Below are 19,266 nucleotides of genomic sequence, written 5' to 3'. Positions count from 1 at the left end.
TACCCAATGACCGTACGTTTAGTTTCGATTCTTTAATAGAGACTAACGCTTAATAAAGGAATAACGTACGGAATTGATAAAAGGGGACGCACTATAAACCCAATTTCATGGGGTATGTCAATGGTTAGTCATGACGGATTTATGTCTCAGTTTTGAGTCGATTAGAGTGAGAACACTTAAATTTAGCAAGGTTTATGTTAGCCAAATCTCAAAAATCAGTTCGCTAAACAGTGCTTTTTCTCATTAATTAATAAAAACAAAACTTGAAGTGTGTAGCCTTAAGCAGTAACGTTGCGCGGTTTTTCCCAATAAACTTGAATTGCTAAGGTAAAGGTTTTGATTTCCACAGCGAATATTACTCAACAATTTGGCGCTAAGCCGCTATTTGAAAACATCTCAGTTAAGTTCGGCGAAGGTAACCGCTACGGCTTAATTGGGGCTAACGGTTGTGGTAAATCAACCTTTATGAAAATCCTGAGCGGTGAGCTTGAACAAACAAGTGGTAACGTAAGCTACGATCCAAACGAGCGCGTTGCAAAACTGAACCAGGACCAGTTCGCATACGAAGAATTCACTGTAATCGATACAGTAATCATGGGTCATAAAGAGCTATGGGAAGTGAAGCAAGAGCGTGACCGCATCTACTCACTTGCTGAAATGAGCGAAGAAGACGGCATGAAAGTGGCTGACCTAGAAGTTCAGTTCGCGGAAATGGACGGTTACATGGCAGAAGCAAAAGCGGGTGAGCTTCTTCTTGCTGTAGGTATTCCAATGGAGCAACACTTCGGTCTAATGAGTGAAGTTGCACCGGGTTGGAAACTTCGTGTGCTTCTAGCGCAGGTTCTATTCGCAGACCCAGACGTTATGCTTCTTGACGAACCTACCAACAACTTGGACATGGACACTATCCGTTGGTTGGAAGACACGCTAAACGCACGTAACTGTACAATGATCATCATCTCGCACGACCGCCACTTCCTAAACTCAGTATGTACGCACATGGCTGACTTGGATTACGGTGAGCTACGTGTTTACCCAGGCAACTACGATGAGTACATGACTGCGGCTTCTCAAGCTCGTGAACGTCTACTAAACGACAACGCGAAGAAGAAAGCACAAATCGCTGAGCTACAAACGTTCGTTGCACGTTTCTCTGCAAACGCATCGAAAGCAAAACAAGCAACATCTCGTGCTAAGCAAATCGACAAGATCAAACTGGACGAAGTAAAAGCGTCTAGCCGTCAAAACCCATTCATTCGTTTTGAGCAGTCTAAAGAGCTATTCCGTAACGCTCTGATTGTTGAAAACCTAAGCCAAGGTTTTGAAGACGACCTGTTTGCTAACTTCAATGCGATTTTTGAAGTTGGTGAGCGTGTTGCAATCATCGGTGAGAACGGTGTGGGTAAAACAACCTTGCTAAACACGCTTGCTGGTGTACTAGAACCACGTACAGGTGAGTTCAAATGGTCTGAAAACGCGAACATCGGTTACTACGCGCAAGACCACGCACACGACTTCGAAGAAGACCTAAACCTAACGGATTGGATGGGTCAATGGCGTCAAGAAGGCGATGACGAGCAAGTGGTTCGTAGTTTCCTAGGTCGTATGCTGTTTGGTCAAGATGACATCAAGAAGTCAGTAAAAGTACTGTCTGGTGGTGAGCAAGGTCGTATGCTGCTTGGTAAGCTAATGATGCACAAACCAAACATGCTGCTAATGGACGAACCAACCAACCACATGGATATGGAATCGATCGAATCATTGAACACGGCACTAGAGCAGTACAAAGGCACACTGTTCTTCGTATCGCACGACCGTGTATTCGTAGACTCGCTAGCAACACGCATCATCGAAATCCGCGATGGTAAAATCACAGACTTTAAAGGTACTTACTCTGAGTTCCTTAAATCTCGTGGTATCGAAGGCTAATCCTTCTTCCGAATAAAGAAAAAGACCTCATTGCGAGGTCTTTTTTTATGTCTATTCTGTGTTAGTGCTAATGCTTTGCTAGCGCTATATTGTGGCGTTCAATCCTTAAATTGCCTCATTAGATAAGCATAAATCCCAACGAGCCCGAAGGTAATGATCATCGAAACGATGATGCCGCTTGGGGTGAGTAGATAATTCCACAGCTGATCGTTGTTCATAGTTCACATCCTTTGTGAATCCACATGATGACTTAAGTCTAACTCATTTGGTGAATTAATGATGAGTTATTGATTTCCCTTCACGTCAAAATCAATCTTCTCTGCACCAGTGAAGACTTGGAAACGTAAGCCTTTCGCACGAGCGATAGTAGTGATGCCAAACTTTTTCGCCAGATCCAAACCCATTTGAGTTACGCCCGAGCGAGAAAGTAAAACAGGGATACCCATCTGCGCTACTTTAATCACCATCTCTGATGTAAGGCGCCCCGTTGTGTAGAAAATTTTATCTTCACCCGTTTCTTGATTAAGCCACATTTCACCCGCTAGCGTATCAACTGCGTTGTGACGACCAACATCTTCCACAAAAGACAGCACTTCGTTGCCTTTACACACGGCACAGCCATGCACAGCGCCCGCTTTTTTGTAGGTATCGTTGTAATGCGTTAATGCTTCAAGCGCCGCGTAGATTTCAGATTGCTTCAGCGGCACTTGTGGCACTTGGTAATCTTCAAGCTGCTTCATCACGTTGCCATACATAGTGCCTTGACCACAACCAGACGTCACCGTCTTCTTCTTCAGCGCGCCTTCTAAGTGCTCAGTATTTTCTTTGGTGATAACCGCAGCTGAGTGCGTTTCCCAGTCAATAATGACCGATTCAATCGCTTCAGGATCAGACAAGAAGCTCTGGTTCTTCAAATAACCCAACACAAGCGCTTCAGGACGAGAGCCAAGCGTCATTAGCGTAACGACTTCCTTCCAGTTCAACATCACCGTAAGAGGGCGCTCACAGGCGATTTGCTTAGTTAGCTTCTCACCGTATTCGTCAAACACTTCTACTTCGATGGTCTGTAGGGGATTTTCACTGGTTTTAATAATGTTTGGTTTTACCACAGTCATGTCCTAATGAATGAGAGAGCCGATACACGCTCTCATTAATGGGTCTATTCGTCTTAACGCTACAACAAAGCAATTCTCATTCCAAAATAGCTGTTATAAGGAAAATTGCGAGGCATTGCTTCGATTCTGGATTAATTCTGCGATATCGCAGCAATGACACAGGTGCTAATTTGAATTTCTACTAGTTTTGAACTTATGAGCTTAGCGAAGGTAAGGCTTAATCTGGCGCGTTTATTGCTTTGTACCGCTAAAATGGTTGAAAGCAAAGTACAAAATGTCCTTTTCTGTCTTAAAGCCAACATAGAACAAACTGGGTGAGTTATGTCGGATAAGAAACAGTTCGAGAAAAATGAAGATTCATGGTCGATAGGCGTGGATCTTGTAGAGCATGAGATCAGTACCGGTATTTGGGTCACGACCCAATGGCAACTGACGGGATTTGAAATTAACCCAACCGAAGACACTCAACACGTGTGCTTGCTGCAATTGCACAAAGACGAGCGCACCGATTACCGCTTTAACCTGAGCTCGCAACAACCAAAGCTTTTTTTGGTTATGGATAATGTCGACTCTGGTGATACACCGACGATTCAATTGCTTACGGCGTCTCAAACTGTCGCTGCGCAATATATGGATGGCGATAACCTAGTATTATCTAATGATATGCCGTTAGCTATTCAAGCTTGGATGGAAGCCTTTATTGGGCGCCACGGTGAATTGTTAGAAGTAAGACGTAAGAAACGCAAAGGAGCGGGCAGAGCAAATGGCAACTAGTTTTTTTAGCCGTTGGTCGAAACGTAAATTAGAAGAAACCACAACCGAGCCTACAGACGCTAAGGTCGTGGAGTCTGTTGAATCTACTGAACCAGAAACCGCACAAGCTCATGAAGAATTAAGCACTGAAGCGCAAGCATTAGCTACTGAGGCTTCTGCGACAGAGACTGAATCTCAACAGGCATCAAACGAAACTACTGATCCTGAAGAGATGTCCGTAGCGCAGCTATTAGTGTCTGAGGCTTCAGAGAGCGTTAAGAAAGCTGCACTGCGTAAGATGTTCTTGTCAGAAGAGTTTAACGTTCGCGATGGTTTGGATGATTACGACGATGATTACAGTAACCTCAAGTCGCTTTCTGAAGGGGTGGCTGAAACACTTCGTGATTGGGTGAAAGAGAAAACGGAAGAAGAACCAGCAGAAGAAACGACACAATCAACTGAATCTTATGAAGAAAGTGATATTGAATCGGCTGATGTAGAACTTGCTGAAGGTGCAGAAATTCCCGAAGAACAAAAAGAACTGGATATAAATACAGTATCTGGTGAAAGTGATAATCTAGAGACAAAACTAGCCCCTGAAGAGGTGGGACAAAATATACCACACAAAGAATAGGTACATTTTGACTAAACGCTCAATGAACCGGCTGAGACAAAATGTCCCAGTCGGTTTTTTTATCCCTACAATTTCTAGGATAAATAGCTAACCTATTGAAAATTAGCTTATATTTAATTGGCACGACATTTGCTATCTGTTGCTCATTACCATTCTTGTTGAAGTTAGACCATTTGCCTAACAGGCAGTGATAACTCGGGTGGGACTACTTAAAAGGGGTAGTTACTGACGAGTTAATCAGCAGAATCGCCTGCGCTAACTACAATGAAAGATGGAAGAAACTATCCATGCGTATAAATGGAACTGAGCAATGTTGAAACAACTATTAGAACAAGCAACTTCCAATAACGGTAAAGCGCGTCTGTATGCGTTTGAGAATACCGTAGAGTTGACCAATCTTATTCCACCAACGGTGAGCTACGAGAGTGGCGGTAATACACTGATTGTTGGACCGACTGCCATCATTGAGAGTGCAGCCGCGCAGCTATCTCAAATGAACAGCCTGACACTTCTTTCTACAGACGGAGAGAAAGGAACCAATCCAGAACTGTACTTTGCAAACTCTGTTCAGGTTTCTGGTTTCCTAGGTACGTTTGAAGTGCTTATCGAAAATAACGGTCTAACAAGCAACCTAGCAAAAGTCGCTATCAATAGTGATTGTTTCGATGTTGTTCTCGATCTTTGTCTAAGTAGCTGTATGTCAGAAGAGGTTCCGGTTCCGGGTTACTACCCAGTAGGGCGCGGTTATCCAAAACTGGCAGAAGCGCTAGAAGAAATCCCGACATTAATGGGTACGTTTGATAAGCCAAAGTTCTTCCGTCTGGACACTGATCTATGTGCGCACAGTTCTCGTGGCGTGAAAGGTTGCGAGCGTTGTGTGGATGCTTGTCCTGCTGGAGCACTCTCAAGTGAAGGCAGTGATAAAACAGGTCACCGCATCGAGATTAACCCATACCTATGTCAGGGCGTGGGTACTTGTGCAACGGCTTGTCCGACAGAAGCGATTCATTACGCGCTACCTAATCCTGAAGATACGCAAAAATTCATTGAACGCACGCTAGCGAACTACGAGCAAGCGGGCGGTCTGGATCCTATCGTTCTTATCTGTAGTTCTCGCCACGAGACTTACAATGTGATGGCACTGAAAGCGCTACCAGATAACGTGATTCCAATTGTGGTTGAAGAGCTTCCTTCTATCGGTATCGATACATGGTTCGCTGCGCTAGTTAATGGCGCGACGCAAGTGCTATTTGCGGCTTCTCGTTTTATGCCTGCAACCATCATTCGTGTTCTGAACAACGAAGTGGGTATCGCGCAAGAGCTATTGGATCAACTTGGTATCGCAAAAGAGACCATCGATATCCTTTACTTGGAATCGCTTCGTGAAGGTCCTCCAACACTATGTACAGATTCATTCGACCTTGCCCTTGGTGATCTTCAAGGTAACAAGCGTCAACGTCTGTTTACTGCGCTGGATGCGATGTCTTCTTCTCGTATTCCTGTTGAGAACATTGTTGAACTGCCTGCGAACGCGCCTTACGGCAATGTTTCTTGTGAGAGCAAAGATTGTACGTTGTGTATGAGCTGCGTGGCGGTTTGTCCAACACGTGCACTTCATACCGATGGTGAATCTCCATCACTTAAATTCGTTGAACAAGATTGTATTCAATGTGGTTTGTGTGAAAAGGCATGTCCAGAGAAAGTTCTGACTCTAACGCCACGCATGAACTGGGTGAAAGAAGAGCGCCAAAAAGCGGTTGTGATTCACGAAGAGAAAGCTGCGGAATGTATTCGCTGTCATAAGCCATTCGCACCTCAGTCTATGATCGACATGCTACAAAATAAGTTACGCGGTCACTCTCATTTCTCTGATGAAGCGGCGATCAATCGTATCGCGATGTGTGAAGACTGCCGTGTGATCGACATGTTTGAGTCGATGGCAGAAGACCCAATGAAACAACTGAAATACTAGGAGCTCGCAGTGGATACACAACGAGAACAAGAACAAACACTGAGAACAGAGATCTACTTGGTTTTGTCTGCGCTTTTCCGTAGCGCTCCAAGTGAGGAAATGATCGAGTTCCTGACTTCTCTAGAAGTTGAGCCATCAGAAAGCGCAATGCAAAAAGCGTGGATTGCACTTCAGCAAGCGGCAAAAGATTCCAACCGTGAAGCGCTAGAAGATGAATACCAAGATCTTTTCATTGGTATCGGTCGTGGTGAAGTGATGCCGTTTGGCTCATGGCACATGACGGGTGCAATGATGGAAAAACCACTGGCTGAAATTCGTCACGATTTGGAACTGCTTGGTTTCGAGCGCGATGAAAATGTGAAAGAGCCGGAAGACCACATCGCAGCACTTTGTGAAGTGATGTCGATGCTAACGGGTGAAGAAGAAGATCTTCAACAAGCGGTGTTTAACAAACACATCGCACCTTGGTTCAACTCTTTCGCTCAGCAACTAGAAAACGCAGAGAGCGCGAACTTTTATAAGCCAGCAGCTCAACTGTGTGAGGCGTTCTTAACACTGGAACAAGTGCGCTTTAGCGTGAACACCAAAAGCAGTAAGCACAAATTAAAAATTGATGTGAAAAACGTCACTGATTACGAGTAATCGAGCAGTACTTGGTCATATCGATAGAGGGGCAATAGCCTCCAAAGATCTACCGTAAGGTAAGGAAGCAATGATGAAAGATAATAAAGAAATAAACACAAGCCGTAGGGATCTCCTGAAAGGCTTAACGACTGCAGCCGTAGCTGGTGCGGTTGTCGCTGGAACAACAAAAGTGGCAAGCGCTTCAGAAACGGTTGAGCCTTCTGAAAAAGACGTGAAGAAGAAAGGGTATCGTGAAACTCAACACATTCGCGATTACTACGACACACTTTAGGAGATAACGGATGAAACTTGTCAAACGCTCCGACAGTGTGAGCAAAGAAACCAATCAGCTTGGCGTTTCTCGCCGTGCATTCATGAAAAACACCTCGCTTGCTGCTGGTGGTGCGGTTGTAGGTGCAAGTCTTTTTGCACCGGGCATGATGAAGAAAGCACAAGCTAAATCGGTGGATCCAGAAGCGAAAACAGAAGTCAAACGTACTATCTGTTCTCACTGTTCTGTAGGTTGTGGCATCTACGCTGAAGTTCAAAACGGCGTGTGGACAGGTCAAGAGCCTGCATTCGACCACCCATTCAACGCTGGTGGACACTGTGCAAAAGGCGCAGCACTGCGTGAACACGGTCACGGTGAGCGTCGTCTGAAATACCCAATGAAGCTTGAAAACGGTAAGTGGAAGAAGCTTTCTTGGGATCAAGCGATCGAAGAAATCGGTAACAAGGTGATGGACATCCGCAAAGAGTCGGGTCCAGATTCCGTTTACTGGTTGGGTAGTGCGAAGCACAACAACGAACAAGCGTACATGTTCCGTAAGATGGCGTCGCTTTGGGGTACCAACAACGTTGACCACCAAGCGCGTATCTGTCACTCAACAACCGTAGCAGGTGTAGCAAACACTTGGGGTTACGGTGCGATGACCAACTCTTTCAATGACATGCACAACTGTAAGTCGATGCTGTTCATTGGTTCAAACCCTGCAGAAGCGCACCCTGTTGCGATGCAGCACATCCTAATCGCGAAAGAGAAGAACAATTGTAAGATCGTTGTTGCGGATCCTCGTCGTACTCGTACCGCTGCAAAATCAGATCACTACGTATCGCTACGTCCGGGTTCTGACGTTGCGTTCATTTGGGGCGTGCTGTGGCATGTCTTTGCGAACAACTGGGAAGATAAAGAGTTCATCCGTCAACGTGTATTCGGTATGGATGAAATCCGTGCAGAAGTAGCTAAGTGGACACCAGCAGAAGTTGAGCGCGTAACTGGCGTTCCTGAGTCTGAAGTTTACCAAACAGCGAAACTGCTTTCTGAAAACCGTCCGGGTTGTATCGTTTGGTGTATGGGTGGTACTCAGCATACGACTGGTAACAACAACACACGTGCTTACTGTGTACTTGAGCTTGCGCTAGGTAACATCGGTAAATCGGGCGGCGGTGCGAACATCTTCCGTGGTCACGATAACGTACAGGGTGCAACTGACCTTGGCGTACTATCTGACACACTACCAGGCTACTACGGTCTGTCTGAAGGTTCATGGCGTCACTGGTCAAAAGTGTGGGAAATCGATTACGAGTGGGTGAAAGGTCGTTTCGATGACAACGCTTACGGTGGTCAAAAACCAATGAACAGTGCAGGTATCCCTGTATCTCGTTGGGTGGATGGTGTTCTTGAAAACAAAGACAACATTCGTCAACGTGAAAACATCCGCGCCATGTTCTACTGGGGTCACGCAGTAAACTCTCAGACTCGTGGTCCTGAGATGAAGAAAGCGATGCAAAAGCTGGATATGATGGTTATTGTTGACCCATACCCAACAGTCGCGGCGGTAATGAACGATCGTACTGACGGCGTTTACCTGCTTCCTGCAACGACTCAGTTCGAAACACACGGCAGTGTGACAGCATCTAACCGCTCACTTCAGTGGCGTGATCAGGTTATCGAGCCATTGTTCGAATCTAAACCTGACCACGAAATCATGTACCTGCTAACTAAGAAGCTAGGTTATGAAGATCTGCTGTTCAAAAACATCCGTGTTGAGAACAACCAGCCAATGATCGAAGACATCACGCGCGAATTCAACAAAGGCATGTGGACCATCGGTTACACAGGTCAAAGCCCGGAGCGTCTAAAAGCGCACCAACAAAACTGGCATACATTCCACAAAACGTCTCTAGAGGCAGAAGGTGGTCCTGTGAATGGTGAGACTTACGGTCTACCTTGGCCATGTTGGGGTACGCCAGAGATGAAACACCCAGGCACACACATTCTGTACGATACGTCGAAGACGGTTGCAGAGGGTGGCGGTAACTTCCGTACGCGTTTCGGTGTTGAGTTTGAAGGTCAAAGCCTACTTGCTGAAGACAGCTACTCAAAAGGCTGTGAAATCAAAGACGGTTACCCAGAATTCTCTGACAAGCTAATCAAACAGCTTGGTTGGTGGGACGACCTAACGGCTGAAGAAAAAGCAGCAGCGGAAGGTAAAAACTGGAAAACTGACCTGTCTGGTGGTATCCAACGCGTAGCAATCAAGCACGGTTGTATCCCGTTTGGTAACGCGAAAGCGCGTGCGATCGTTTGGACATTCCCAGACCGCGTACCGCTACACCGTGAGCCACTGTACACACCACGTCGTGACCTTGTAACGGATTACCCAACTTGGGACGACAAAGAAGCAATCTTCCGTGTACCAACGCTTTACAAGTCTATCCAGAAAGAAGACAAGTCTGGCGAATACCCAATCATCTTGACTTCTGGTCGTCTGGTTGAGTACGAAGGCGGTGGTGAAGAGACTCGTTCAAACCCATGGCTTGCTGAACTTCAACAAGAAATGTTCGTTGAAGTGAACCCGAAAGACGCAAACGATCTTGGCTTCAAAGATGGCGATGACGTTTGGGTTGAAGGCGCAGAAAAAGGTCGCATCAAGGTGAAAGCGATGGTCACTCGTCGTGTTAAACCGGGTCTGGCGTTCATTCCGTTCCACTTCGGCGGTAAGTTCGAAGGTGAAGACCTACGTTCTAAGTACCCAGAAGGTACGGATCCTTATGTTGTTGGTGAAGCAGCCAACACGGCAACCACTTACGGTTACGACCCTGTTACTTTGATGCAGGAAACTAAAGTAACCCTATGTAACATTCGTAAAGCGTAAGGAGTCTGACAATGGCACGAATGAAATTCCTATGTGACACCAAACGCTGTATCGAGTGTAACGGCTGTGTTACTGCATGTAAGAACGAAAACGATGATGCGCTTGAGTGGGGTATTCAACGTCGCCGCGTAGTAACACTGAACGACGGTGAACCAGGCGAAAACTCAATCTCTGTAGCTTGTATGCATTGTACAGACGCGCCTTGTATGGCGGTTTGTCCAGCTGACTGTTTCGAGCACACAGAAGATGGCATCGTCCTTCACAACAAAGATCTTTGTATCGGTTGTGGTTACTGTCTGTTCGCTTGTCCATTCGGTGCGCCTCAGTTCCCGAAACAAGCATCGTTCGGTGAGCGTGGCAAAATGGACAAATGTACTTTCTGTGCAGGTGGCCCAAACACAGAACCAGGTTCTCTAGAAGAGCGTGAGAAGTACGGCGCGAACCGTATTGCTGAAGGTAAGCTACCTATGTGTGCGTCACTTTGTTCAACAAAAGCACTGCTAGCGGGTGATGCAGAGAAAGTTTCTGACATTTTCCGTCAACGTGTGGTTGAGCGCGGTGCGAAAAACGCAGGTTGGACAGACGGTAACGATCTTTCTTACGACGCAACCAAAAGCTAAGTAGGAGAGACACATGTTAAATACTCTTAAACGTGCGTCTCTTGTAATGCTGTCGATGATGACAGCATTACTGCTGACCTTTGCGATGCCAGCGTCTGCGCAAGAAGACACATCTCCAGTGGTACAACAGGAGATGACGCAACTTGCAGGTGCAGACTTTTGGCGTCAGGTCAAAGAGGGGCAAGAAGGCTATACCACGTCGAAATCAGCGGAACACGGTGTGCTGATCAGTACTCCGGGTGAGACTTGGTACATTCTTAAAGAGAAATGGATGTCTCCTGCGGGCGCTGTCGCAATTTTCGGCAGTATCGCAATGGTTATCATGGCTTACGTATTCGTTGGTCCTCTGATGCTAAGCAAGCCACGTACTGGCAAGAAGATGAAACGCTGGTCGCGACTAGACCGCGCACTACACTGGAGCATGGCGTTTACCTTCTTAACGCTAGCATTCAGTGGTTTGATGCTGGTTTACGGTAAGCACTTCTTAAAACCGTACGTGCCGACTGAGTTCTGGGGCTTCATCGTCATGTTGGCGAAGCAGTACCATAACTACATGGGTCCGCTGTTCTTCATCTTGCTGATGTTTGTTCTACTGAAATGGTGGCGCAAATCTATCCCTAACATGACAGACATCCGTTGGTTCATGAAAATGGGCGGCATGGTAGGTAAACATAAAGGCACGCACCCATCGGCTGGCTTCTCAAACGGTGGTGAAAAGGCGATCTACTGGTTGCTGATCTTCTTTGGTGCTATCGCTGCAGTGAGTGGCTTAATTCTGGACTTCCCAATTTTCGGTCAGACTCGTCGCCATATGGAGTTGTCTAACCTTGTTCACGCGATTTCGGCACTGATTCTAATCTGTGGTTTCATCTTCCACATCTACATCGGTCTATTCGGTATGGAAGGTGCGCTAGAGGGGATGGTTACTGGAGAAGTTGACGAGACATGGGCGAAAGAGCACCACGATCTTTGGTATGAAGAAGTGAAATCCAAAGAAGCGATGGGCGAAACAGATACGGTACAAACGGAAGCAAAAGGAGCAAAAGCGAATGAACAAACCTCATAACGGGATTTGGGTTGCGTACATCCTGAGCTGTTTGACCCCGTTTACGTTTTTGATCTCAGGCGTTGTCGCAATCATTTACGCTGGGTACCGTTTGGACAAAGGCGAAGACAGCGACGTAGTGAACTCGCATTACTACGGTTTGATTCGTACTTTCTTCCTGTACCTGACATTCTTTGTTGTTCTGATTGTAACGGTAGCAACATCAAATGGTGTGTTGATTGGTGTAAGTGATTACTGGATGCATAGTACGTTGCTAGACTCTGTTGCGTACTTTATTCCTTGGATTGGTATGTTGTTTGCTGCGTTGGCAATTCTTGTGTGGTTCCTACGCATGTACCAGGGTATGAACCAACTGCGCAATAACATGCCGCACAGACCGTCTACAGGTCCAAACCTGTAAATTCAATGGCTTTATTGAAGAGAAAGCCAGAGAAAAACAGTTTGTAAACATGCAAAACCCTCGACACAGTTCGAGGGTTTTTTATCTCGTCTTTATAGGGAATACTGATTTAACAGTTTCCTTTTTTCGCTTGTCCCGGCGGACAGAAATCACCACCATGAACAGGGTGGCCATTATCCTTGTCATTGGTGCTCACTTTGACTTTTACGTCATCGACCTCACCTTCAATATTGGTGATCTGACAGCCAGCTAAAGTTCCCAGTAAGATAAGGACAAGAGATACACCTCTCATTGCTTTGCCTCTCAATTTATCATTCTAATCATGACCACTACGACCATGGTCTAATCCATATTACTACTGTTGTTATTCTATCGGTGTTAAGCTAATGAAAAAGAACAACAAGGATAGGTTATGAATTTCCCTTATAGAAATATTGTAGTACTTACTGGCGCTGGCATCTCGGCTGAGTCTGGTATTCAAACATTTCGCGCTCAAGATGGTCTCTGGGAGAATCACCGCATTGAGGACGTTGCAACACCCGAAGGGTTTGCTCGCGATCCCGATCTTGTTCAATCGTTCTATAATCAACGTCGAAAAAAACTACAGGGCGAAGATATCAAGCCTAATGCTGCTCATATCGCGCTAGGGCGCCTAGAAGAGCAGTTGGAAGGTAAAGTGACTATCATTACTCAAAACATTGATAATCTGCATGAGAGAGGCGGTAGCGCCAATATTATTCACATGCACGGTGAATTGCTTAAAGCGCGTTGTAGTGAATCTAATCAAGTCATCGAGCATTCAGAAGACATTGAAACTGGCGAATTATGTCACTGCTGCCAGATTCCTGCTCAAATGCGTCCACACATTGTTTGGTTTGGTGAAATGCCACTGCGTATGGGTGAGATATACGCGGCATTGGAAGAAGCAGACTTGTTTATTTCTATTGGTACATCTGGCGTGGTATATCCAGCCGCAGGTTTTGTACATGATGCAAAGATGCACGGTGCACATACGATTGAAATTAATTTAGAGCCAAGTGCCGTCGAGAGTGAGTTTGAAGAGAAGCGTTACGGTAAGGCAAGCATCGAAGTACCGAAGCTTGTTGACGAGATTCTTGCTCTGGAAAACGAACCTAGCGCTTAAAAAAGAGTTAACCCCAAAATCTAACAAAGGCATCGAGTGATTCGATGCCTTTTTGTATACCCAAGTGACTTCAAGATGCAGGATTCAGAGCGTTGTCATTGATTCGAGAACAAGGAAAACAACGCAGTGTAATAGCCAGCTCTTTCCAAGTTGTTTGACGCAGCAATCGGGTCAATGACACGCTCCCAAAGGGCGAGCTGCCTTAGCTTGTATACTTTGTTGCCGATTCTTGATTTAGACCCACTAAACCTTTAAATCGCCGCCGCGTCTACAAACCAAGTCAGTCTCGCTGAACCTAGCATCTCGAGGTTACTTGGGTATATCTTGAAACTTTGTATTCTGCCGCTTTGTAATTCGAGCAGTGTAGATTGAGATGCAAAGCGCGATCTTCAGATACAAGAAAAGCGACCTAAGCCGCTTTTCTAAACTATTTCGACAGACTGATTAGTTGTCTACTTTTAGCTTTTGGAAGTACTCATCGTAAAGCACGCTAGCTTCACCAACTTCGTCTTGCCATGTACCGCTGTCCATCACTTCTTGTGGTGGGAAGATGCTTGGATCGTTAGCAAATTCTTTCGGTAGTAGATCGTGAGCTGTTTTCACTGGAGTAGGGTAACCAATCTCTAGTGCAATCTTAGCTGCGTTCTCAGGGCGTAGTAGGAAGTCGATCATCTTATGAGCTGCATCAACGTTCTTAGCACCCGCTGGAATTGCGAGGCTATCCATCCAGAAGATAGTGCCTTTTTCTGGCCAGATGATATCGATGTTCGCGCCTTCTTGACGAGCCATGTAAGCAGAACCGTTCCAAAGCATACCAAGTGATACTTCACCTGCTAAGTATGGGTTCGCTGGGAAGTCTGAATTGAATACCAATACGTTCGGCATTAGCTTTTTCAGCTCTTCGTAAGCGGCTTTGATCTCGTCTGGGTTAGTGGTGTTTGGTGAGTAACCAAGCTTAGTCAATGCAATGTGGAATACTTCGCGAGAATCATCCATTAGCATTAGTTGACCTTCCCACTTGCTATCCCAGAAGTCATCCCATTTAGTCACAGAAGACTTATCTAGCATATCAGCATTGATACCAATACCGGTCGCACCCCAAATGTATGGGATAGAGTAGTTGTTGTTCGGGTCGAACGGCTTGTTCAGGAAGTTAGTGTCTAGATCAGCAAAGTGAGAAAGTTTCTCTTTGTCGATCTTTTGCAGCATGCCTTCTTTACGCATTTTAGATACGAAATAGGTAGACGGTACTACCAAGTCGTAACCAGAACCTTGAGTTTTCAACTTCGCGTACATGCTTTCGTTAGACTCGTACGTAGAGTAGATAACTTTGATACCAGTTTCTTTTGTAAAGTCTTCAAGAACTTCGTTTGGAATGTATTCCGACCAGTTGTAGAAATACAGTTCTTGATCAGCAGCCATTGCAGGGGTAGCGATTAGCGTCGCCGCACACAGTGCGCTTGCGTAGAATTTACTTTTCATTTGTTTTCCGTTTTGTTCAGCAACAGGACAAATCAATACTAGTAACAAATAACGATTTGAGCCAAATTGCGATAAGCACAATCCTGTTTATCTGAGCCACGAAAACCAGCATTAGGGTCAAAATAGAACGTAATGCTTGAACTCGAGTCAAATAAACCTAGCAACATACAATTATATCAGTCAATTACAAAAATAGGCAGCGTATTGCTGCCTATTTTCATTTAGTAGATGGCTTATTAAGCAAGATCAGATTATTGACCCGCTTTTAGCTTCAGGAAGTAGTCTTCATACTTCACTGTCATGTCGCCAACAGAGTCTTGCCATTCAACACGGTCAAGGTCTTCTTGAGAAGGAAACAGTGGTGCAACGTCTTTGAATTTAGCGTTAGATTCTGCAACCGCTGTTAGGTAACCCGTGTCCGCTGAAATTTGCTCTGCGATTTCTGGACGCAGTAGGAAGTCGATCATCTTGTGAGCCGCTTCTACGTTCTTCGCGCCAGAAGAGATTGCGAAGTTATCAACCCAACCGATGCCGCCTTCTTTAGGGAATACTAGTTTCAGGTTCATGCCTTCGTTTTGAGCAGATGCTGCGCTGCCGTTCCAAAGCATACCAACGCCAACTTCGCCAGACATGTATGGTGCGCCTGGGTTGTCAGAGTTAAATACTAGAACGTTTGGCATTAGCTTTTGTAGTTCTGCGTATGCTTCGTCGATTTGTTTTGGATCCGTAGAGTTACCTGAGTAACCCAGCTTGCGTAGTGCAATGTGGAACACTTCACGAGTGTCGTCCATCAGCATTACTTGACCTTCTAGCTCTGGCTTCCATAGGTCAGCCCAGCTTTGGAAGTCGTTTGGATCATACATGTCTGCGTTAACCGCTAGACCTGTAATCGCAACAACGTGTGGAATAGAGTAGTCGTTATTTGGATCGTAAGGCTTGTCTAGGTAGTTTTTATCTAGGTTGCCGAAGTTTTTCAGCTTAGTCTTATCGATCTTTTGTAGCATGCCTTCGTCACGCATCTTCGCTACGAAGTACGTAGAAGGTACCACTAGGTCATAACCTTGGTTATGAGTTTTTAGCTTTGCATACAAAGTCTCGTTCGACTCGTAAGTCGAGTAGATCACTTTGATGCCAGTTTCTTTGGTAAATTGCTCTAGGATATTACTGTTGATGTAAGGACCCCAGTTCATAAATACCAATTCTTTATCGTCCGCTGCCGCTGTACCAGAGAACAGAGAAAGCGCACATGCACTACCAGCTAATAGAGTAGCCCATTTTTTCATTGACGTTAGCTCCAAACCAAACGTTGTCCAATTAATTTTGGACGATAGATAGAAAAACAGAATGGCATGTAACCATTCTGTTTCGTGATGTTAACGGGTGCGGATTTTACTTCACTTTTTCTCTTGCTAGCAACTGAGAAATTACTACCAGAACCAAAGAAACAATCAGCATGACCGTTGCTAGGGCGTTCACTTCCGGTGAAATGCCCACCTTAACCATTGAGTAAATCTTCAATGGCAAGATTTCGTATGTTGGACCTGTTACAAACGAGCTGATAATTACGTCGTCCAAAGACAGTGTAAAGCTCAATAGCCAACCTGCAGCAACTGCTGGTTTAGCAAGAGGAAGGATGATCTGTTTCAAGATAACCCATTCGCTTGCACCAAGGTCTTTTGCAGCTTCCAACATTTTCACATCAAAGCCATTTAAGCGGCTGTACACTGTTACCACAACGAACGGTAGACAGAAGGTGATGTGAGCAATTAACAGAGTAAAGAAGCCAAGCTGTGCGCCCAATACAAGGAACAGAGCAAGTAATGAAATCGCCATTACAATATCTGGAGACATCATTACGACAAACAGCATGCCGTTTACCGCACCTTTACCTTTGAACGAGTAACGGAATAGCGCAACAGCCGTCAAGCTACCAATAATGGTTGCTGCTGTCGCTGAGAATACCGCTACGTTCAATGAGTGCCATGCAGCCTGCATCAGGCTGTCGTTATTTACTAAGGTTTCGTACCATTTCGTGGTGAAACCGCCCCATTTCATACCAAATTTGTTGGCATTAAATGAGTTAACAATTAAGACGATGATTGGCAAATACAAAAATGCATATACCAGCGCCATAAAGCTAAATCTAACCGTGCGTCCCATTAGTCTAGCTCCACTTTCTTATTCAATAGTTTGCCTGCTCTGTAGTAAGCGTAAAGCATCACAGCCATTGCGAAGGTGAGGGCGATACTGGTCGCGGCACCAAATGGCCAGTCACGAGCGTTCAATACTTGGCTCTTAATTACGTTACCGATCAGTAGGTTCTTCGCGCCGCCTAGAAGGTCAGAGATGTAGAACATACCTAGTGCTGGTAGTAGAACCAACAAACAGCCACCGATAATGCCTGGCATTGTCAGAGGCAAAATCACTCGTGTAATGGTTTGAAACTTGTTCGCACCAAGATCTTTTGCTGCCTCGATGTATGTGTTGTCTAGTTTCTCTATTGCCGAGTAAAGCGGCAAAATCATAAATGGAAGCAAGATGTACACAAGACCAATCATTACTGCTGTTTCGGTATACATTAAACGCATCGGCTTATCGATGATTTCCATTGCCATTAACGACTTGTTCAAAATGCCTTGAGTACCGAGAACAATCTTTAAGCCGTAAGTACGGATAAGAGAGTTAGTCCAAAATGGCACAATCACCAAGAACAACATGAACGGACGCCATTTTTCAGGCATTTTCGCTACGATGTAAGCAAATGGGTAACCAATCACCAAGCACAATAAGGTTGCAATGATCGCCATGTAGAAAGAGTGCATCAACACTTTTGCATACAGAGGATCGAGCAGGCGAAGGTAGTTGTCGAAAGTAAACGTTAATTCAATTAGGTTCGCTTCATCACGCGTCAAGAAACTCGTACCGATAATCATTAGGTTTGGAACTAACACAAACAGTGTTAGCCAGCCAACGATTAGGGTAATGATCGCGTTCTGAAGATTAAGCTTCTTGCTTATCATTTAGTACTACCTCCCAGCTCTCAACCCAAGTAATAGCGACTTTCTGGCCGAGTGAGTGGTCCACATCTGGGTCATCTTCGTTAAAGAATTCGCTTACCATCACGCGCATGCCTGAATCCAACTGGATAACTGAATCAAGCGTCATACCTTTATAGGTACGTTCTGTTACGTGACCTACGATGCCTTTTTCTTCAGACTCTTTGATCTCTTCGATACGTAAGTCTTCTGGGCGAAGTAGTACTTGTAGTTTCTCACCTGCTTGAGCTGCTTGATCGTAGTAAACAACAGACTCAACGCCTTCAATTTCTGCTTGGATGCGTTTCTCGTCGATACGCTCTAGCATGGTTGCGTTGAATACGTTGATCTCACCGATAAAGCGAGCAACAAATAGGTTCTTAGGCTCTTCGTAAATCTCACGTGGGGAACCATCCTGCTCGATAACACCGTCGCGCATAACAATAATGCGGTCAGACATCGATAGGGCTTCTTCCTGATCGTGTGTAACAAAGATAAAGGTAATACCAAGTTGACGCTGAAGCTGTTTAAGCTCGATTTGCATTTGCTTACGTAGTTTGTAATCAAGTGCAGATAGAGATTCATCTAGCAGCAGTACTTTTGGTTTATTAACAACCGCGCGAGCGATCGCGATACGTTGTTGTTGACCCCCAGAAAGTTGGTGAGGCTTACGCTGTGCCATTTTTTCTAGGCGAACCATGCGTAGCGCTTCCATAACTCTTGGTTCTATCTCAGCAGCAGGTGTTTTCTGCATGCGAAGACCGAAAGCAACGTTTTCAAATACGGTCATATGAGGGAAGAGTGCATAACTCTGAAATACCGTGTTGACGTGCCTTTGCTCTGCAGGAACCTGTGTTACATCTTGGTCATCTAGTACGATTTGACCGTTGTCTGCCGTTTCAAAGCCCGCGATCATGCGTAAAACCGTTGTTTTACCACAACCAGAAGGACCAAGAATTGTCAGAAACTCACCATGATTAACATCCAGATTTAAATTACCGATGATTTCCTTACCATCGAAACTTTTGCTAATACCAGATAGACGAACTACTGGCTTTCCTGCTTGCTGTTTAGCGTTCAACGTCTGTATTTCTCCCACGTTCAAATTGGGGTGTATCCAATTGATGTGACATTAGTCATTCACTTTTGAGGCGCGCATCATAATCACCAAAATTGTGAAATCAAAGCATTTTCTTATCTTGAAACAGAAAAAATTTTGCAGGCAAAAGTAAACATTCCTTACCATACTGTTTTTGTAGGGGTATTTACATTTCAGCTATACATAAGAAAGGCATTAATTTCTTGTGCAAATGTTTTCAATTTCATAGATTTGC

The 19,266-nt window shown here is 45.1% G+C and carries 18 protein-coding genes; 11 read left to right on the top strand and 7 right to left on the bottom strand.

The annotated features are described in order from the left end of the window. Window positions 1–336 precede the first annotated feature (336 nt). Window positions 337–1,929, top strand: a complete 1,593-nt coding sequence (locus QMY49_RS07135) for an ABC-F family ATPase (protein WP_005427581.1) — start codon at window positions 337–339, stop codon at window positions 1,927–1,929. A gap of 284 nt (window positions 1,930–2,213) precedes the next feature. On the opposite strand, the gene QMY49_RS07130 is transcribed toward QMY49_RS07135, so the two are convergent. Next, window positions 2,214–3,038, bottom strand: a complete 825-nt coding sequence (locus tag QMY49_RS07130; RefSeq protein WP_005427802.1) for a formate dehydrogenase accessory sulfurtransferase FdhD — start codon at window positions 3,036–3,038, stop codon at window positions 2,214–2,216. 327 nt (window positions 3,039–3,365) lie between these two features. On the opposite strand from QMY49_RS07130, the gene QMY49_RS07125 reads away from it, so the two are divergent. From QMY49_RS07125 to QMY49_RS07085, 9 genes are all read left to right on the top strand, one after another. Further along, a complete protein-coding gene (locus QMY49_RS07125; protein ID WP_009697781.1) occupies window positions 3,366–3,818 on the top strand; it encodes a DUF3305 domain-containing protein in 453 nt (150 codons plus the stop codon). Further along, window positions 3,808–4,431, top strand: coding sequence for a DUF3306 domain-containing protein (locus tag QMY49_RS07120; RefSeq protein ID WP_050938192.1), 624 nt, complete (start codon window positions 3,808–3,810; stop codon window positions 4,429–4,431). Before QMY49_RS07125 ends, QMY49_RS07120 begins: the two co-directional genes overlap by 11 nt. Window positions 4,432–4,741: 310 nt before the next feature. Then, complete coding sequence (locus QMY49_RS07115; protein WP_005441573.1) at window positions 4,742–6,403, top strand: 4Fe-4S dicluster domain-containing protein; 1,662 nt, start codon at window positions 4,742–4,744, stop codon at window positions 6,401–6,403. A gap of 9 nt (window positions 6,404–6,412) precedes the next feature. Beyond that, window positions 6,413–7,045, top strand: coding sequence for a TorD/DmsD family molecular chaperone (locus QMY49_RS07110; protein ID WP_283313685.1), 633 nt, complete (start codon window positions 6,413–6,415; stop codon window positions 7,043–7,045). 73 nt (window positions 7,046–7,118) lie between these two features. Further along, window positions 7,119–7,319, top strand: a complete 201-nt coding sequence (locus QMY49_RS07105; protein ID WP_005427585.1) for a twin-arginine translocation signal domain-containing protein — start codon at window positions 7,119–7,121, stop codon at window positions 7,317–7,319. A gap of 10 nt (window positions 7,320–7,329) precedes the next feature. Beyond that, complete coding sequence (locus QMY49_RS07100) at window positions 7,330–10,185, top strand: formate dehydrogenase subunit alpha (RefSeq protein ID WP_017817432.1); 2,856 nt, start codon at window positions 7,330–7,332, stop codon at window positions 10,183–10,185. Between the two features lie 11 nt (window positions 10,186–10,196). Then, window positions 10,197–10,805 carry a formate dehydrogenase FDH3 subunit beta gene (gene fdh3B, locus QMY49_RS07095; RefSeq protein WP_005427693.1) on the top strand — a complete coding sequence of 203 codons (609 nt, stop codon included), beginning with the start codon at window positions 10,197–10,199 and terminating at the stop codon, window positions 10,803–10,805. A 13-nt stretch (window positions 10,806–10,818) separates the two neighbouring features. Further along, window positions 10,819–11,871, top strand: a complete 1,053-nt coding sequence (locus QMY49_RS07090) for a formate dehydrogenase subunit gamma (protein WP_005445799.1) — start codon at window positions 10,819–10,821, stop codon at window positions 11,869–11,871. Then, window positions 11,855–12,271, top strand: a complete 417-nt coding sequence (locus QMY49_RS07085) for a membrane protein (RefSeq protein WP_005427687.1) — start codon at window positions 11,855–11,857, stop codon at window positions 12,269–12,271. The genes QMY49_RS07090 and QMY49_RS07085 overlap by 17 nt, the downstream gene beginning before the upstream one ends. Window positions 12,272–12,380: 109 nt before the next feature. Here the strand turns inward: QMY49_RS07085 and QMY49_RS07080 are convergent, their stop codons facing one another. Beyond that, window positions 12,381–12,563, bottom strand: coding sequence for a hypothetical protein (locus QMY49_RS07080; protein ID WP_005445797.1), 183 nt, complete (start codon window positions 12,561–12,563; stop codon window positions 12,381–12,383). A 120-nt stretch (window positions 12,564–12,683) separates the two neighbouring features. Here QMY49_RS07080 and cobB point away from each other — a divergent pair, with 120 nt between their 5' ends. Further along, window positions 12,684–13,415, top strand: a complete 732-nt coding sequence (gene cobB, locus QMY49_RS07075) for a Sir2 family NAD+-dependent deacetylase (protein WP_009697787.1) — start codon at window positions 12,684–12,686, stop codon at window positions 13,413–13,415. A 444-nt stretch (window positions 13,416–13,859) separates the two neighbouring features. Here cobB and QMY49_RS07070 read toward each other — a convergent pair whose 3' ends face one another. From QMY49_RS07070 to potA, 5 genes are all read right to left on the bottom strand, one after another. Continuing rightward, window positions 13,860–14,897, bottom strand: coding sequence for an extracellular solute-binding protein (locus QMY49_RS07070; protein ID WP_005445793.1), 1,038 nt, complete (start codon window positions 14,895–14,897; stop codon window positions 13,860–13,862). Between the two features lie 251 nt (window positions 14,898–15,148). Then, a complete protein-coding gene (locus QMY49_RS07065) occupies window positions 15,149–16,180 on the bottom strand; it encodes an extracellular solute-binding protein (protein WP_283313678.1) in 1,032 nt (343 codons plus the stop codon). 106 nt (window positions 16,181–16,286) lie between these two features. After that, window positions 16,287–17,057, bottom strand: a complete 771-nt coding sequence (gene potC, locus QMY49_RS07060) for a spermidine/putrescine ABC transporter permease PotC (RefSeq protein WP_005389180.1) — start codon at window positions 17,055–17,057, stop codon at window positions 16,287–16,289. Continuing rightward, window positions 17,057–17,917 (bottom strand): spermidine/putrescine ABC transporter permease PotB, encoded by an 861-nt coding sequence (potB, locus tag QMY49_RS07055; protein ID WP_005441590.1) that lies wholly within the window; start codon window positions 17,915–17,917, stop codon window positions 17,057–17,059. Before potB ends, potC begins: the two co-directional genes overlap by 1 nt. After that, window positions 17,898–19,013: a spermidine/putrescine ABC transporter ATP-binding protein PotA gene (gene potA, locus QMY49_RS07050; protein WP_283313672.1), complete on the bottom strand. Its 1,116-nt coding sequence runs from the start codon at window positions 19,011–19,013 to the stop codon at window positions 17,898–17,900. The genes potB and potA overlap by 20 nt, the downstream gene beginning before the upstream one ends. Window positions 19,014–19,266 lie beyond the last annotated feature (253 nt).

Source organism: Vibrio harveyi (genome assembly GCF_030060435.1).
GTDB classification, from domain to species: domain Bacteria; phylum Pseudomonadota; class Gammaproteobacteria; order Enterobacterales; family Vibrionaceae; genus Vibrio; species Vibrio harveyi.
The sequence above is the reverse complement of the archived record's forward strand: the minus strand, read 5'-3'. Positions and strand labels throughout refer to the sequence as shown.